Raw genomic sequence first — 15,965 nt, 5'->3', positions numbered from 1 at the left:
GGGAGCCTTTGGCGCGGGAGCCTTTGGCGCGGGAGCCTTTGGCGCGGGAGCCTTTGGCGCGGGAGCCTTTACCGCGGGAGCCTTTACCGCGGGAGCCTTTGGCGCAGGTGCCTTTACCGCGGGTGCCTTTACCGCGGGTGCCTTTAACGCGGGTGCCTTTACTACGGGAGCCTTCTCCTGCTTCGCAGCTTGAGCTCCTTCAATCATTGATTGAGGGAATGCGCGCTTCATATGGGTCCTCCTCACCCTTCCTGCGAAGAGCTGGAACGGGATATGAAGCCTTGAGGCCCAGGCGTTCTCGTCATGGGCGGCCATCGGGAATGCCAGGTGGATTACCTGCCCGAGCCTGAAGCCTCTCCCCAGCATGGTGAAAACCATCCTCGCAGTCCTCTCGTAGTTGTCGCCGGGCCACCCGCTGTCCATATAAACTCTCAGGCCCGCCCTGTTCTCGATGGGATCATTTTCAACGCGCTCAAAGAGATTGTCTTTCCATCCGAAGGTGCTTGACAGGCACACGGCAGCGCCGAAGACTTCCGGGTACTCCCAGCCCAGGTAAAAGGAGACCACGCCACCGAGCGACGAGCCCATCACGCAGTTGTTCCAGGGGTTGCTGCTGGTGCGGAAGTTCTTGTCGATCCAGGGCTTCACCTCCTGGACAAGGCTTTTGCCATAGCTCTCATAACCGGGCTTCGTGTACTCAAACTCCCTGTTGCCGGCATAGACACCTACGACTATAAACGGCTCAACAAGGCTCATCTTGTTGAGGAGCTCCAGGTTCTCATCGACGGTCCATTCTCTTCCCAGGAAGGCTTCCTGGGGGAAAAAGAGGTTCTTGCCGTCGTGCATGTAGATGGTGGGATATCGCGTGAGGGAGTTCTCCTCGTAGCCTGCGGGGAGGTAAAGGCGCAGCAGCACGTCCCTTCCGAGAATTTTTGAAGGCACCTTGAAAATCTGGGTGATGGAGCCGCTGGCGCGGGGAATAAACATGGGATAGACATCCTCTATGATCTCGCCATCAAGCATCGTCACCCTGTTGCCGCCGTGCTCCCACTTCATCTCGTGCCCTTCCCTGATGCAGGGCTTATACACAATATTGTTGTGGTCGTTGGTGACGGTAAATTCATAGGTGTGGTTTTCCCTGTCTACATGGTCAGGCTCGATATCGCTGTTCCAGTCCTTCTCGGTCCTCAGCACTATGGTCCCCTTCTCGAGAGGATAGTGCACCCTGATTACTCCTGAATACGTCGCTTCTTTCACTTTTGTTGCCATCGTCTTCTCCTTTTCTTATGGATTTATAATAACATCTTATTGCATGGGCGCTGCTTCTCGTCGCGTATGCCCCCCGGGCTGGTTCGTGGGAGGGTCTGTATGGGCTTCCCGGTGGATTTACAGAAAGGATTCTCTCTTTTCAATGACTCTCCTCTTGGAAATTCCCCCTGAGAAATGTCAAGAAGCGAGATGGTCAATGCATGCTACCTGGACCAAGGTCCAGGTAGCCACGGCAGATATCCAAAAGGATTTCACCATTGTCTTCCCTAATTTTACAAAGAGAGAGAAAAGGAGGGATTCACTTGAAAAAAGCTGCTCTGTTGATTTTTGTTTTTCTGATCGTTCTCACCTTTCCCGCCTGTGCCCAGTATTACACAGGGAAAGTCATAGCGGTGACGGGCACCAGCGACATTTCCGTCACCTCCGATAAGGGCGCGGCTACCGTGAAGCTGAACTGCGCGGCGAGCCCCGTCGCCGGGCAGCCCTTTGCTGCCGAGGCCCAGAAGAGTCTTGAAGATCTCATACTCAACAAGAGTGTGGAAGTCCAGGTGGCGTGGATGGATCACAGCAACCGGCAGGTAGCAAAGCTTCTCGTTGACGGCAAGAATGTGGGCGCCCTCCTTGCCGCCCAGGGACTCGCATGGTATGACAGCCGCCACGGCCAGGACGCTGATATCGCCACGGCTCAGGCCCAGGCGCAGGCCGGTAAGCTCGGAGTGTGGTCGCAGCCCAATCCCGTTGCCCCCTGGGACTTCGTGACAGCCCAGAGGGGTATCATCCCCAATACCTCGGGCTCGCCGGTAGGAGCCTCAAGCGGCGGCTACGGCTTCAATCCTCTCCAGAATACCGGCGATGCGGGAACCTCGTGGGACAGCGGCACCGACGTTCTCAGCACAAGCCCCTATTATGGCGGCGGCTATTATGGCGGTGGCTGGGGAAGCTACGGCAGAGGAGCTGTCGTCAATGCCGCGAGCAACAGGGGTGCGGCAGTCCGGGGCGGCGGCGGTGGAAGGCGATAAGAGAAAGGAGATGACCTCATGAGAAAGATTTGCCTTTTCATAATGATATTCTGTGCATCGACAATATTTGGAGTGCTTCTGACCGGGGCACCGGGCCCGGCAATGGCCCAGGGACAGCAGAAAATGTTTTCCTCTCCCGATGAAGCAGCCCAGATGCTGCTTGAAGCATGCAGAAACGACGATGAGAAGAAACTCATCGAGTTCTTCGGTGAAAAGAACAGGGATCTCATGGTCACCCAGGACAGGGCCATGGATACCTATATCAGAAAAAAGCTCCACCGCTTTGCATCGGAGAAGCTGGTGAAACAGGAGAAGGGAAAGGATACCATCATATTTGTGGTGGGAAAGCTTGAATGGCCTTTCCCCTTTCCCCTTGTGAAGGAAGGCGCGAAATGGCGCTTCGACAGTGTGGCGGGGAGAGAGGAGATTATAAACCGCCGTGTAGGCCGCGATGAGCTCAACGCCGTCGCCCTCTGCCGCCACTATGTGCAGGCCCAGCGGCGCTATGCGGAAAAAGCAAGGGAAGGTGACGACATCATCCAGTACGCCCAGAAGTTTGGAAGCTCGCCGGGAAAGAGGGACGGCCTTTACTGGTCAGCTGATCCTTCCAAAAAAGATGATATAAGCCCTCTGGGGCCCGCTCTTGCGGAATCCCAGGAATATGCTTCCAGCCGTAAGCAGGGTGAGCCTTTCTGGGGCTATCATTACAGAATCCTCACAAAGCAGGGTAGAGAGGCCCCGGGAGGAGCTTACAGCTATATCATCAACGGCCATATGGTCGCAGGCTATGCCTTGATAGCCTATCCCTCCGACTACGGCACCTCGGGCATGACCACCTTCATAGTGAATCAGAGCGGCAAGGTGTACGAGAAAGATCTCGGGAAAGACACCATAAAGGCTGCCCAGCAGATAACTGAATACAATCCCGATAAGACCTGGAAACTTGTCAAGGAGGAAGGTATTCTCGCAACCGATTAGGAGGAATTCAGAATTTCTAAATACTGCGGGAGGTGACTATTTTGAGACAGCACTTTATCTGTCATGGCAGGCTTTGCCGGCCTGCCCTTATTGCCCTTCTCCTGCTCTTGCTGGGCTTCGGTGCCATGCCTGCGGTATGGGGTCAGGAGGCGGCTTCTCTCAACCCGACCCAGCTTGAAAGCATTGTTGCGCCCATTGCCCTCTATCCCGATGACCTGCTCACCAATGTCCTCACGGCGGCGACGGTTCCCGGCGAGGTGAACGAGGCAGCCCAGTTATTGAAGTCGAGCGGCGGGAAGGTCTCCTCAATGCCCGACAACGACTGGGACCCGAGCGTGAAAGCCCTGCTCTCCTTCCCCGATGTGCTGAACAAGATGAATGACGATCTCAACTGGACGCAGAACCTTGGGAATGCAGTCATCAACCAGATGAATGATGTCATCTCGGCGGTGCAGGCTTTCCGCAGCAAGGTGCTGGAGGCAGGGAATCTCAAGTCCACCGAGCAGCAGAAAGTATCGCAGGATCAGAGCATCATCACGATTGAGCCCACAGACCCTGAGGTAATCTATGTGCCTCAGTATGACTGCAACGAGGTCGTCAATACGGGCTACCCGGGACTCGCCTTCGCGTCAGGCGTCGCCGTGTCGAACTGGTGGCGCTACAGGAGCATGGACTGGGTTAACCACGGCATTAACGCTTATCCCCCCTATTTAAGCCACTATAACTACCGGCCGGGGGGCTATTACTACAACAATTTTGTCCCACGCCCCGGCTATACCGCGCCGGGCACCTGGCGCCCCGTTGCCACCCCTTATGGCGCAGGAAATGCTTACAGAGCCGGGAACGCTTACAACGCAGGCAACGCTGTAAGAACAGGAAATGCTACCCGGGCTGGAAACACCGTCCGTGCCGGGAACGATGTCAATATCAATACCGGCGGCAACAGGGCCGATTTCAACAGGAACACGGCGAATACGGCAAACAGGATGAACCAGTCATCCACAAGGATCTCCACGTCCGATCTCAACGCGCAGCTCAAGCAGGGCTTTCAGAATACGGGGGGAAGCGCCAGCGCCAGGATAAATTCCGGCAATTTTTCGGGCTCAGGGCTGCAGCGCCCGGGAGCGGGAGGCGCGGGGATTCAGAACACGGGATTTTCGGGCTCCCACAGCGGCTTCAATTCTGGCGCTTTCGGGGGCATGAACAGCGGATCCTCGGCGCGTCTTGACAGCGCAAGGGGAGCCTCAAGCAGGTCTTCGTTCCAGTCGAGCGGCGGCTTCTCAGGCGGCTCCCGCGGTGGCTTCTCAGGCGGCTCCCGCGGCGGCGGCGGCAGAAGGCGTTAGGAAAGGAGAATTACAATGAAACGTTTTATCAGGATATTCCCATTCACACTTCTTGTTCTCATGGCGATAGCACTGGTTTTCATAATCTCAGGACCGTCGCCACTCTGCACCGAGCAGGGAGCGAAAATATTCATCTCGCCCGATGAAGCCTCAAAGGCCCTCGTTGAAGCCTGCAATGCCAATGACGAAAAGGGCCTTCTCGAGATCCTGGGCCCCGCGGGGAAGGTCATTGTCGTTACTTCCGACAAGGCTGCCGATGAGACGGTGCGGAAGAAATTCAGTGAAGCCGCGGCCCAGTACCTGTACCTGGAAAAGGCAGGGGCCTCCAAGATGACAATGGTCATCGGGAAGAACAAATGGCCCTTTCCCGTGCCGATTGTCAAGAACAAGGAAGGATGGAGCTTTGACGCAAAAGCGGGACGTGAGGAGATAATAAACAGGCGTATCGGGCACAATGAGCGGAACGCCATTGCAGTATGCCATGCCTATGTCGATGCCCAGAAGCAGTACGCCAGCAAGGATCGCATGGGCAAGGGGATATTCGAGTATGCTCAGAAAGTGGCGAGCTCCCCCGGCAAGAAGGATGGCCTTTACTGGCCGGCCTTGGAGAATCAGGAACCGAGCCCCTTCGGCCCCTTTATGGCGACCTCATCGGAGTACCAGGCGGCACGCAGGCAGGGTGAGCCCTATTACGGCTATTATTTCAGGATCCTGAAAGCCCAGGGCCCCAAGGTTCCCGGCGGCGCTTTCAATTATGTCATCAACGGCCACATGCTGGCCGGATTCGCTCTCGTAGCCTATCCCGCCGACTACGGCACCTCGGGAGTAATGACCTTCGTGGTGAACCAGTGGGGCAAGGTCTATGAGAAGGACCTCGGAGGCGACACGGCCCGCCTTGCAGGCGAAATGAAGGAGTACAACCCTGACGGGACATGGAGCGCCGTGAAAGATCCCGGTTCCCTTGCCACGGAATAGACCCTCATCTCAGTGTCTCCAGCAGGCGTTCCACAATAAGCTGGGCTTCCTTGAACTTGTAGCTGTCCAGGGCCTTGCCCAGAGTGGTCATATCGCCGGCATATTCCGCAGGCCATGAATACCCCGAAAGCATGGCTTTCATATCCTTGCATGGCTTTGCCTTCTGCTTCTGCACATGAGGCTGAAGCTCCCGGAGAAGCTCGCCCAGTTTCAGGGCAGTGCCCTGAGGCAGCTCTCCTTTTTCCAGCACGGGCTTTAAAATCTCAGCGATCTCCAGGAGGCGCTCTTTCAATATCTCCAGGGCACTAGGCAGTGCCTCCTTATTGTCCTTTGCGATGGCGTTCTCCGCCTCAGCGGCGGCAGTGAAAACATCTGAAGCCCCTATGTTTCCTGAAGTCCCCTTTACGGTATGGGCCAGGCGCTGCGCGAGCTCGCGGTCATTCGCACCCAGGGCGTCAATGATCTGCTGGTGCACTCCGGCTGTATCCCTGACGAATTTTCCAAGAAGCTCGCGGTAGAGCCGCGCATTACCGCCGACCCGCCTCAGGCCCCCTTTACTGTCGATGCCTGGCAGCTCCAGCAGGCCTTCATCTTCGCTCTGCTTCTTTTTCTCCCCCAAGCTCTCCATGGAACCCTCAGGGGCCTCTCTTTCACCAGGTTTCAGCCATCGCAGAAGGGCCGAGAAAAGCTCATCAGGATCTATCGGCTTGGTCACGTGGTCATTCATCCCGGCTTCCAGGCTTCGCTCCCGGTCACCCGCCATGGCATTTGCAGTCATGGCGATTATGGGGAGCTTATCAATACCTGCCTTTCTGATCTGGCGCGTTGCCTCAAAGCCGTCCATCTCGGGCATCTGGATATCCATCAGCACGAGGTCATATTCATCCTTCACCGCGGCCTCTTTCCCCTCGCGGCCGTTAACCGCTATGGAAACCCTGAGGCCCGCACCCTCGAGGAGCTCTGATGCCACCTGCTGGTTAATCTCATTATCTTCCACGAGGAGGATCCTGGCATCCCTTATGGGCTTGAGCGATTCCCTGTCGAAGCCGGTCTTCCTTTCCTTCTTCCGTGATTTCTTTTCCTCATGGCCCATGACGCCTATGATGGTATCAAAGAGTATGGAGTTGCTCACGGGCTTGATGAGGAACCCCTGGATTCCCGCTTCTTCAGCCTCTTTCATGACCTCTTCTCTCCCGTATGCGGTGACCATGATGAATTTCGGGAGAGGGGAGACACGCTTCTTTATCTCCTTTATCGCCTCAGTCCCGTTCATTCCCGGCATTTTCCAGTCCATCAGGACAATATCATAGGCATGCTTCTCAAGTTCCGCTATTGCCTCGCGGCCTGAAGAGACTGCCGTTGCTTCAAAATCAAGGGAGCTGATGGCATTAATAAGGATGTCACGGGCAATCTTGCTGTCATCAACGATCAGTGCCCTCGTGCCGCGCAGGTCGGGGACAGGGGAGAGTCGCGGGGCCCTGGGCTGGGTGGAAATGCCAAAGACCACGGTGAAAATAAAACTGCTCCCTTTCCCGGGCTCGCTTTCAACCCATATCCGGCCGCCCATCAGCTCGCTCAGGCGCTTGCAGATGGCAAGCCCCAGGCCGGTGCCGCCATATTTGCGCGTTGTCGAGCCGTCAGCCTGGGAGAATGACTGGAAGAGGCGCCCTATCTGCTCCTTTGTGAGCCCGATGCCCGTGTCGCGGACAGAAAACTGCAGAGTCACCTTATCCTTCACCTGCTCCAGCAGCTCTATTGCGACGACCACCTCGCCCTTCTCGGTAAATTTCATTGCATTGTTGGTAAGGTTGATAAGAATCTGGCCCAGCCGGAGGGGGTCCCCCACGAGGGAGTCCGGCACGCCGGGGCCACGGGTGAAGAGCAGCTCAAGCCCCCTCTCCTCTGCCTTCAATGCCGCCAGGCTGCTCAGCTTCTCCAGCACATCATCAAGGTCGAACTCCACCGACTCAATATCCAGCTTTCCCGCCTCAATCTTTGAGAAATCAAGGATGTCATTGATTATCCCCAGCAGTGAAAGAGCCGATTGATGCACCTTGGTGATATAGTCAAGCTGTTTTTTATTCAGCTCGGTCTGAAGGGCAAGGTGGCTCATCCCGATTATGGCGTTCATGGGGGTGCGGATCTCATGGCTCATACGGGCAAGGAACTCGCTCTTTGCCCTGTTGGCCTCGTCAGCGACCTCCCTTGCTGCGGCGAGCTCAGCGGTGCGCTCCTTGACAAGCTCTTCGAGGTGATCCCTGTAGGCCGCCACCTCTACCCGCGCTTTTTCCGCATCCTCGGCAAGGCTCATGGCCGCCACCCGCTGCTGAAGCATTTCGTCGGCATGGCGTTTCAGCCTGTAATGGGCGGCATCAGACCGACGCTGCTCGATGGAAACCGAGGTGATCATCTTTGCAAAGTCTGTAAGAAACTGGAGAATGATCGGCAGTTTTTTTTCATCCATGACCGGTGCTTCACTGACGGCTTTCAGGTATTCGTCCTGGGGGAAACCGTATTTTGCCGCCTGCGCGCGGAAGAATTCAAGGTCCGGCGCATCGATATGGAACTGCCCGATAAAGACATTGGCGAGATGCCGGCCTTCTATTATGATCGGTGAGGCGCAGTCGGTCAGGCCGTTCTTGCAGCGGTACATCGAAAATTCCCGGCCCCTGGTGAGATTGACCGCGAGGTCCGTATCGCTCTCAATGCAGAGGGCACAGGTGGCTTCGTTGACTCGGTGAAAATCGGTACAGCATCGCTGCCAGCGTGAAGAGACCAGCACCTTGCCTTCAATGTCTATAATGGCAGCAGCCACACCCACGGATTCGCAGAAGTTCGAGAACAGGGTCTGCAATTTGCCAAGGTCCACCAGCTCGGCAAGTGCCAGCGGTGTATCGTTCTCAAGAGCTTCCACTTCTTCTGCATCAAAATCATCGATGCTGTCAAGCACTTCTGCGGCTTCCGGCGCTTCAAAGACCTTTGCCTTTCCCGCCCCGAGGGCCAGCTCATTAATCTGCCGCTTGAGCTCTGTGATGCGCTGCTCCCGTCCCTGGGCCAGTCGGTTAAAGCGCTCCACATCGACCATGCGCTCACGGAGCGCGAGGCTCTCCTGCAGCGCGCGCTCGGCCTTTTTGCGCTCAGTGATGTCGAGCAGCCATCCCAGCACGCCGCTCCGGCCTTCGTATTCCGTCTGCAGGTAAGTGGCCAGTATGTCACGCACTTCGTGTTCCGGGCTGTACATCTGTAATTCGAATCCATGCTTGATACCGTGCTTTTTCAGATCCGCCACGATTACCGCTCTGTCTTCTGGATTGACATAGCTGTCATTCACTTCCTTGCCGACCCTGAGATCGACGATCTCGGCGAACCGCGGGTTGTGAAACTGGATAATGCCATCCACTGAAATTCCCACACCAACCGGTGAGGTATCCAGAATCTCCTGCAGTTTCTGGCGTTCCTTCGCGAGCGTTTCACTCGCCTTCTTGGCCTCGGTGATATCAGAGAAAGCGACTACGGCGCCAATCACTGATCCATCCTGCAGCATGGGACTGCAGATTGCATTGACAGGAAAAGAGGTGCTGTCAGCGCGCCAGAACAGTTCATCTATGATGTTGCGGGCTTCGCCCGATTCCAGGGCCTGGCGCAGGGGGCACTCGCTCGCGGGATAGGCGCTGCCATCAGCACGGGTATGATGAAGCAGCAGGTGATTATCCCTGCCAAGGAGCTCTTCTTCTGACGGGTAGCCGAGGAGTAAGAGCCCTGCAGGATTGCAGAAGGTGATGCTGCCGCTTTGATCAACGCCAAAGACTCCCTCACCGAGGGAATGGAGGATTTTGCGGGTGCGCTCTTCAGTGCTTGTTACCTTGTCGAAGGCCTCCTTGAGCCGTTTTTCTTCACGGGCAAATACCATGGACGTCGCAATCGTGGCGGCTGCCTCTTCCAGCCATGCCACTTTATCGGCGGAAAGAGCCGATTCCGCGGCAACCTCTATGACCGCCACCACCTGATTGTTGTAAGCTGCAGGAATATGGTGCACCGCTCCCAGGGGGAGCGATCCGAGACCGCATTGGACTTCATATTCCCTCCCCGTGAAGGTGGTAATAAGCGTCCTGCCGCTCGCCGCCGATTGTCCTACGAGTCCCTCATTCAGGCGGAAACGAGGGGAATTTTTCTTTTCAACATGATATGCATAGGCGGCCAGCAGCTCGTAGCACGGATCACCGCCTTCGGCAGCATCGACGAAAAGAGCGGCCATGGGAACGTTCAGAAAGCCGGCGACGGTGTCAAGGGCTCTCCGCGCGATATCATAAGGGTCTTTTTCGCCATGGAGGGCGTGAGAAAGGGTGTTCTGCGCCTGCTCGAAGCGCGCCCGTTCCTCCGCCCCCTCCGTAAGCTTGTGGAGTTCCTCCGTACGGGCGGCAATGCGGGTTTCCAGCTCGGCATTGGAAGCTTCTATTCTCTTTCCCAGGTTCATCTGCCTTGCCATGTCGGTCCGCATGCGCCGGGAAAACGATACCCCGGCGAGGAAGACCAGCACAAAACCGAATACGCGAACCACAAGAGCTCCCTCCTGGATTTTTTTCATTCGGGCTTCGGAGATGGTGAAGTCGCTGATGATGCTCTCCTCTGCTTTCTGTATGCCGGCCCTGCAGGCTTTTTCCACCGACTGGTAAGTGCTGCCGACTATGAGATCCTGGGCCTTTTTCCAGTTCCCTCCCCGCATAAGCTCGACTGCCTCATTTCCCATGTTCATGAGTTGTTCCCGGGCAGTATCGGCAAGGGATAGTCTCTCCGAAACCACCTGGCTGCTGGAATCCCTTACCTGCTGCGTGGTCTTGCGAAGATCCCGCACTGCCTCATCATATCCATGAACCTGCTGGATGTCCTGTGAGATAAGGGCGGAGTTGAGCATGGCATCTATCTGCATGTCCACCTGATTAATCTTCTTCAGTGCGAGCCGGGTCTCAAGATACTTGCTTTGCATGGCCTCGGAGCTGCTTACAAGGAAATAGTTATGAACGGCAATAAGTGCCAGCAGGACCACGGTCACATAAAATGCCTGGATACTGGTAAAGATTCTCATGGATCACTCCTCCGGGTATTCATAGCCCTGCATGGCTGCCAGGCATAGATTGAATCAATCACTCTTTTCAGAAAAATTGATTTCAAGCAGAGAGAAGTCATCGACAAAGTGCTCCGAGCCCTGGAGGGCGCATACGGAGCTCACTATTTCATCGATTCCCCGGGGGTGCCCCGCCGGTACTCCAAGCAGCTGCACGAATTCATAGTAGGTGAGCATGGCGCCCGCGGGCTTCTTTATCTCGTATACCCCGTCACTGAAGACATAAAGGCGGGCGAAATCGTCGCACTGGCAGGAGTCATTCTCATAGACGCTCTCAAGCTCCCAGCCAATGGGCTGCCCGGGTGCCCTGAGCTTATGTACGAGGGCTTCTTTTTCTGAGGGCCCGTTGAAAAGCACGGGGGGAGGATGTCCGGCGTTTCCATAGGTGAGGAGCCCTGTTTTGCTGTGGTACACGCCGTACCATGCGGTAAAATACTTGTCGTGCTGGGTGTCCATCTGGAAGCGCTTGTTCAGGGCATCGAGCACTGCCGAAGGATCAGTGAAATCCGTCCCAGGAAGGCTCCCTGAGCGAATCACGTTCATGATTGAAATGGAGAGCAGGGCTGCACCGACGCCATGGCCGCAGACATCGAGGAGGAAGATCACAAAATGCTCATCATCGAGCCAATAGTAGCCAAAGGCATCTCCGCCGAGATGAGTGGAAGGTATGAAGCGCCACCTGGCGGCTACGGACCCCGATAAAGGCTCGGGGAGAAGGGATCTTACATATTCGGCAGCTTCCTTGAGATCGTCATTGAGGATTTCCTGGGTCTCCATAATGGTGCGCAGATAATCCTGCTCGGCATCATGAAAGCGCTTTTTTTCAAGTGATGCGCGAATACGGGCCCTGAGAAGCACCGGCTCAAAAGGCTTTTGCAGGTAATCCTCTGCGCCATGCTCGATGCAGTGCACGACGGTCTTCATCTCGTCCACGGCCGAGATCATGATAACGGGGATATGGCGAAGATGCAGATCATTTTTCAGCTTTTCAAGTACTTCGATGCCGCTCATACCGGGCATCATGATGTCCAGAAGGACCAGGTCAGGCGCCTGGTGCGCTATCTGCTCCATGGCGCTCAGGCCGTCCATGGCAACACGGACATCATATTCGTCTCCCAGCAGCTCCAGCAGAATATCAACATTTGTCTCCGTATCATCAACAACCAGCACGACAGGCTCCACGGTATCGCTCATCCTTCACCTCCGGTGTATTATTCCGCTTCAAGGAAGGCAACGCGAAAAAGCCGGTCCCGTACCGGGAGGCCGGCTCTTTTCGCTGTCTGGAAAGGCTGTCCCTATTTTGCTTCAAGGGTCCCCTTCAGTTCATAGAACACCATCTTCATGATCGCCGCCATGACAAAGAGCTTGTTCTCACCTTTCTCTGCGAGATCGAGGTACTTTTTGCTCTTCTCCTTGTCGCCCTTGATCTGATAATAGGAGGAGACAAAGAACTGGGCCTGCTGGATCATGGTGCCTCTCAGCTTGGCGGGCTCAGACTTTTCGGCGGTTTTCAGGCACTCATCGGTGGTAACCTTGCCAAGCATCATGCCTATGAGCTGGTAAACCATCTTGTCTTTTTTCGCGGCATCCTGGCCGTAGAATTTTGCAAGGTCATCGGTGGAAGGGTCGCCGTTTATCGCCTTCGCGGTGTAAGCGAGGAGCTGGTAATAGGCATTGGAGGGATCAATCTCGATGCCTCTCTTGAAGTCTCTCACCGCTGAATCGTAACTCTTCTTTTTCCAGTAGCACAGGCCTCTTATCACGTAGGGCTCTGCTTTCCTGGGGTTGGCGGAGATGGACTTGCTCACGTCGGAGATGGCGTCGTCAAGCTTGGCAATACGGAATGAGGCGATGCCCTTGAAAAGATGGGAGTAGGCGTTTTCAGGCTGTTTTCTCAGCACCCCGGAGAAATCAGGGATTGCCGACTTTGAGTCTCCTGCCATCAGGTATGAGGCTCCCCGCCAGAAGAGGGCGGTGGCGTTCTCGGGATCGCGCTGAATGGCCATGTTGAAGTCTTCAATGGCTTTCTTGTGGTTGTCGAGCATGAAATAGCACAGTCCTTTTCCCACGTATGCTTTCACAAACCCTTTGTTGAGGCCGATTGCTTTTTCGAAATCCTTGATGGCTTTCTCAAACTGCCTGTCCTGGATTTTCTTGACGCCGGCGACGTACAGCGTCTGGGCATCCTCAGCGTAGCATGCCGCGGTGAATGCAAAGAGCAGAATTACCGCCATTGCCGTCAAGATCATTGCCTTTCTTTTCATAACAGTACCTCCTTTAATTTGCTGGCACAAGCCAGATAAAGTATATTTTAGCAGGGTATGGGCCTTTTGTCTACTGGGACCTTGGTCCTATTTTCATCACCCGGCATACTGCCTGAGAAGGAGCACCGAGGGAGGGAGATGCCATTACCTCAAAGAAGTATATACTTCAGGGATGATCTGCCCCGCGGCGAAGTCCCCAAGAGAATGCAGGACAGGGGGAGCAATGAAACACGACGACCAGTACTATTCCCATACCAAGGCCTTCAAAAAGCTGGAGTCCGAGGACCGTTACTTCATGGAGCAGGACAGGGAGTACATCGAGGAGCAGAAAAAGGAGATCGAGCTTGAGCAGGAGCGCGAGGAGGAGTTTAAGAAGCGCCAGCAGGAGCTCCAGAAGCTCGAGGAGAGAAAACAGCTCCACTACATGAAATGCCCTAAGTGCGGCGCTGACCTCGAACCAAAGCCGTTCAGCAAGATCACCATAGACCGCTGCACGGAATGTTTCGGCATCTGGCTCGATATGAAAGAGCTTGAGAGAGTGAGAGAGAAGGGTGCCATCCTTGTGAAGGCACTCCTGAAGAACTTTTTCGACAGCTTAGGGGTAAAAGAGGAATAGAATTCTCCTCCAGGGCATTTTGTTGAGAGAAAGAGGCGCTCCCATGAAGATTTCCCGCCAGTTCATCAGTCTGTTGCTTATCGCAGTGATGGCCCTCCTGCTCTTCGCATTTTTTGCCGAGGAGGCCGACGGGAGAGCCGGAGGCGGCCACAGTTACAGCGGCTCTAAAAGATCGAGCGGGGGATCGTCCTCGCGCCGGTCGAGCGGCTCGAGCGGATCCCGAAGCTCAAGCGGCTCCCACAGTTCAGGAAGCAGCCATAGCACAGGCGGATACAACAGCCATAGCCGCAGCTCCTCGTACACCGGCGGGAGCTCCGGATCGGCAGACTGCTTCACCTGCTTTATCACGCTCATTGTGTTTGCCGTTATAATTGCCGTCATCGTCATCGCTGCGAGGAAAGGCATAAAATCCGTCTCGACGGGAGGCTCGGTGTTCTTTACCCCCGCGCAGAAGCTCAGCCTGGCGGAGCAGATTAAAAAGCTCAAGGAGAGCGACAGAAACTTCTCAAGACCCCTCTTCATGGATTTTATCCATGTCCTTTACGCCAAGTTCCAGACAGCGCGGGGCACAAAGGAATGGGGAGAGCTCCCCTCCTATATTTCCCGGCCCCTTCTCGAAGAAGCGGGAAAGTCATCCTCTTCGGTGTCCGCCGTTGACAACGTGGTGACAGGCGTTTCCGACATCCTGGAGATTGACCAGTCCCGGCCCGACGCCGACGTCATCAAGGTGCTTTTCGAGGCCAATTACACCGAGCATGGGGGAAGCGGCGCAAAGCCTGCCATTTATTATGCCAGGGAGCAGTGGATCCTTGAGAGGAAAAAGGGAGTGCTCTCAAAGCCGCCTGACCAGATTGCGTCCCTTCACTGCCCCTCATGCGGGAGCCCCGAGGAGCCCAGGCCCGACGGAACCTGCCCTCATTGCGACAGCGTCGTGAACAAGGGTGATTTCCACTGGCTGGTGACAGGTGTGGAGGTGATTGAAAAAATCCCCCGACCGCCTCTTGAGCTGTCAGGAGGCGGGGTAGAGGAGGGCACCGATGAGCCCACGGTGTACCAGCCGGGCCTTGCGGCAGAGAAGCAGGCCTTTGAGGCGCGGAACCCCTCGTTCTCCTGGAATGAGTTCGAGCAGCTTGTGAAGTCAACGTTCATTGCCATCCAGGATGCCTGGACCTCCTGCGCCTGGGAGAAAGCGCGGCCCTATGAGACCGAGCACCTCTTCTCGACTCACCGGTACTGGATCGACCGTTACCGGGCTGAAGGGCTGAGAAATATGCTGGAGGATATCCAGATACTCAAGGTGGAGACAGCCAAGATTGAGCCTGACGCGTACTATGAAAGCATCACGATGAGGATCTGGGCACGCATGAAGGATTACACCATAGATTCACAGGGAAAAGTTGTAGACGGGAACAGGAATACCCCCAGGAAGTTCAGTGAGTACTGGACATTCATCAGAAGAAGCGGCGTCGGCGCAGGGGAAAAGGCCCGCCATGAAGGATTCTGCCCCAACTGCGGCGCCGAGCTCAAGGTGAACATGGCGGGCATCTGTGAATTCTGTGAGAGCAAGATTACCTCAGGCGAGTTCGGCTGGGTTCTCTCGTCGATTGAGCAGGATGAGGCCTATGCCGGGTAGCTTATAACCTTGAATATCCCTGTATGGCGCTGTTCTGGAAGATGACCAGGTATTTGGGAGAGTCGCCCGGCGGGATGTTGAAAGTCACTATGACGACCTGCTTCTGCCCCGGCGAGAGCATGACCCTTGAATCGAGGGTATTGTCTCCATAGACAATCTCGTACTTCATGTTGTTGATGCTTGCGTACCTGCTGCCGCTCGTCCCTATGAGAAGAATATCGTAGTAGTTGAGCACGTACGGCTTCTGGGAGACGTTGACGAGGCTCACGCGGAAGAGCTGCGACACGGAGTTGACAGGCTCCGAGGAGACCCCCTGTTTCCTGGTGAGGATCTCCATTCTGATCGGCGGATTCTCGGGGACGCTCACGCCCTTTACCTGCTCGCGCTTGTCCACAAAGACTATCTCGAGCTTTTCCCTTATATACTTTGGCACCAGGTTGAGAGCCCCGGCAAACTGCCCGGTATCCAGGTAAAGATGGTTATAGTAATGGTAGATGTTCACCGCTTTGCCGTTGACCATATATGTGCCTTTCCCGGAATCGGAGATGTTTGCACGGGGGAAGAGGGTCCTTATGGAGTCGATTGAAAGATAAGGGTTCCCGTTGACCATCATCACCTGGCCCGGGATAGTGTAGTTGTTATAATAGAGATTCACGTTTATGGGGCTTTCCTGGGCACATGCCCCATGGGGTGCCGTCAGAAGGCATAAGGCGAGAAGGGTGATGATTCCTGAGAGTTTCATGGAG

11 protein-coding genes are annotated in these 15,965 nt (G+C 55.5%); 6 read left to right on the top strand and 5 right to left on the bottom strand.

Going from position 1 to position 15,965, the window contains the following annotated elements; genetic code table 11:
• A partial coding sequence (locus RDV48_00795; GenBank protein ID MDQ7821307.1) for an alpha/beta hydrolase-fold protein occupies positions 1-1,269 on the bottom strand: 1,269 nt, incomplete at its 3' end.
• Positions 1,270-1,571: 302 nt separating this feature from the next.
• Here RDV48_00795 and RDV48_00790 point away from each other — a divergent pair.
• From RDV48_00790 to RDV48_00775, 4 genes are read left to right on the top strand one after another with little or no spacing between them, the layout of a single operon-like run.
• A complete protein-coding gene (locus tag RDV48_00790; protein MDQ7821306.1) occupies positions 1,572-2,288 on the top strand; it encodes a thermonuclease family protein in 717 nt (238 codons plus the stop codon).
• Between the two features lie 18 nt (positions 2,289-2,306).
• A complete protein-coding gene (locus RDV48_00785; GenBank protein MDQ7821305.1) occupies positions 2,307-3,266 on the top strand; it encodes a DUF2950 domain-containing protein in 960 nt (319 codons plus the stop codon).
• A gap of 41 nt (positions 3,267-3,307) precedes the next feature.
• Complete coding sequence (locus tag RDV48_00780; protein MDQ7821304.1) at positions 3,308-4,609, top strand: DUF3300 domain-containing protein; 1,302 nt, start codon at positions 3,308-3,310, stop codon at positions 4,607-4,609.
• A gap of 15 nt (positions 4,610-4,624) precedes the next feature.
• Complete coding sequence (locus RDV48_00775; GenBank protein ID MDQ7821303.1) at positions 4,625-5,584, top strand: DUF2950 domain-containing protein; 960 nt, start codon at positions 4,625-4,627, stop codon at positions 5,582-5,584.
• Between the two features lie 4 nt (positions 5,585-5,588).
• Here RDV48_00775 and RDV48_00770 read toward each other — a convergent pair whose 3' ends face one another.
• From RDV48_00770 to RDV48_00760, 3 genes are all read right to left on the bottom strand, one after another.
• Positions 5,589-10,667, bottom strand: a complete 5,079-nt coding sequence (locus tag RDV48_00770; protein ID MDQ7821302.1) for a response regulator — start codon at positions 10,665-10,667, stop codon at positions 5,589-5,591.
• Positions 10,668-10,721: 54 nt separating this feature from the next.
• A complete protein-coding gene (locus RDV48_00765) occupies positions 10,722-11,900 on the bottom strand; it encodes a SpoIIE family protein phosphatase (protein MDQ7821301.1) in 1,179 nt (392 codons plus the stop codon).
• A 101-nt stretch (positions 11,901-12,001) separates the two neighbouring features.
• Positions 12,002-12,970, bottom strand: a complete 969-nt coding sequence (locus tag RDV48_00760) for a tetratricopeptide repeat protein (GenBank protein MDQ7821300.1) — start codon at positions 12,968-12,970, stop codon at positions 12,002-12,004.
• Positions 12,971-13,193: 223 nt separating this feature from the next.
• On the opposite strand from RDV48_00760, the gene RDV48_00755 reads away from it, so the two are divergent.
• Both RDV48_00755 and RDV48_00750 read left to right on the top strand, forming a co-directional pair.
• Positions 13,194-13,586, top strand: a complete 393-nt coding sequence (locus RDV48_00755; protein ID MDQ7821299.1) for a zf-TFIIB domain-containing protein — start codon at positions 13,194-13,196, stop codon at positions 13,584-13,586.
• A 43-nt stretch (positions 13,587-13,629) separates the two neighbouring features.
• Positions 13,630-15,219 (top strand): Tim44-like domain-containing protein, encoded by a 1,590-nt coding sequence (locus RDV48_00750; GenBank protein ID MDQ7821298.1) that lies wholly within the window; start codon positions 13,630-13,632, stop codon positions 15,217-15,219.
• A gap of 1 nt (position 15,220) precedes the next feature.
• On the opposite strand, the gene RDV48_00745 is transcribed toward RDV48_00750, so the two are convergent.
• Entirely contained in the window at positions 15,221-15,961 is a 741-nt protein-coding gene (locus RDV48_00745) for a hypothetical protein (protein ID MDQ7821297.1), read from the bottom strand.
• Positions 15,962-15,965 lie beyond the last annotated feature (4 nt).

The sequence above is a fragment of the Candidatus Eremiobacterota bacterium genome, from assembly GCA_031082125.1.
Classification (GTDB): domain Bacteria; phylum Vulcanimicrobiota; class CADAWZ01; order CADAWZ01; family Ess09-12; genus Ess09-12.
The sequence above is the reverse complement of the archived record's forward strand: the minus strand, read 5'-3'. Positions and strand labels throughout refer to the sequence as shown.

What these genes read in the sequence shown, in the direction of transcription:
- RDV48_00755 (MDQ7821299.1), top strand. Translation starts at nt 13,194, where the DNA reads ATGAAACACGACGACCAGTACTATTCCCATACCAAGGCCTTCAAAAAG.
- RDV48_00760 (MDQ7821300.1), bottom strand. Translation starts at nt 12,970, where the DNA reads ATGAAAAGAAAGGCAATGATCTTGACGGCAATGGCGGTAATTCTGCTC.
- RDV48_00770 (MDQ7821302.1), bottom strand. Translation starts at nt 10,667, where the DNA reads ATGAGAATCTTTACCAGTATCCAGGCATTTTATGTGACCGTGGTCCTG.
- RDV48_00785 (MDQ7821305.1), top strand. Translation starts at nt 2,307, where the DNA reads ATGAGAAAGATTTGCCTTTTCATAATGATATTCTGTGCATCGACAATA.
- RDV48_00745 (MDQ7821297.1), bottom strand. Translation starts at nt 15,961, where the DNA reads ATGAAACTCTCAGGAATCATCACCCTTCTCGCCTTATGCCTTCTGACG.
- RDV48_00765 (MDQ7821301.1), bottom strand. Translation starts at nt 11,900, where the DNA reads ATGAGCGATACCGTGGAGCCTGTCGTGCTGGTTGTTGATGATACGGAG.
- RDV48_00750 (MDQ7821298.1), top strand. Translation starts at nt 13,630, where the DNA reads ATGAAGATTTCCCGCCAGTTCATCAGTCTGTTGCTTATCGCAGTGATG.
- RDV48_00775 (MDQ7821303.1), top strand. Translation starts at nt 4,625, where the DNA reads ATGAAACGTTTTATCAGGATATTCCCATTCACACTTCTTGTTCTCATG.